General features: G+C 55.6%; 2 protein-coding genes. Both read left to right on the forward strand.

The features are described from left to right. The coding region (locus AO388_RS29885) for a DUF637 domain-containing protein (protein WP_269085756.1) at nt 1–224 on the forward strand (224 nt) is incomplete at its 5' end. Between the two features lie 29 nt (nt 225–253). Further along, nucleotides 254–484, forward strand: coding sequence for a hypothetical protein (locus tag AO388_RS29890; protein WP_269085757.1), 231 nt, complete (start codon nt 254–256; stop codon nt 482–484). Nucleotides 485–549 lie beyond the last annotated feature (65 nt).

Consider the following 549-nt stretch of genomic DNA (forward strand, 5'->3'; position numbering starts at 1 on the left):
CAGCAGGCTTTGGTTTAAGCGCTGGTATTGGCGGCGCTGTAGCAACCAGCGTTGCGACGACGGCGGTGACGAGCACGATCAACAACAAGGGTGATCTTGGCGCCGTTTTCAAAGACGTGACGTCTTCCAACGCCATCAAGGGATACGCCATGGCGGGAGTCATGGCAGGTTTCGTACCGACCATCAACCCGAAAAAAGTGTTCAGACCGTTGCGACTAAGGTGATCACCGAATCTGTGATCAAGACCGCGATCATGGGCGGAAGCTTCAAGGATAATCTTGGCTCTTCGATCGTGAGTACGGGAATCGCTACGGGTGGCGCCATTGCCGCAGGCAAGATCGGTGATTTCACTCTGTTCGATGAGAAACGGGTGCCTTGGCCGCTGGCGCGAATGAAATGGTTGTCGATTATCTGGCGGAGAGGCTTCTGTCAAAAGGCGTTGATAGAGATTCTCAAGCCTATCAGGCAGGTGTCAGCAAGCTGATGACTGCCTCGCAGTTGATCGGTGCTCTGACTGCTGCCGCAACGGGCGGGGACGCATCGGCAGCA

Origin of the sequence: Pseudomonas sp. ICMP 10191, from assembly GCF_001467335.1 — a bacterium.
In the GTDB taxonomy this organism is placed as follows: Bacteria; Pseudomonadota; Gammaproteobacteria; order Pseudomonadales; family Pseudomonadaceae; genus Aquipseudomonas; species Aquipseudomonas cerasi.

What these genes read in the sequence shown, in the direction of transcription:
- AO388_RS29890 (WP_269085757.1), top strand. Translation starts at nt 254, where the DNA reads ATGGGCGGAAGCTTCAAGGATAATCTTGGCTCTTCGATCGTGAGTACG.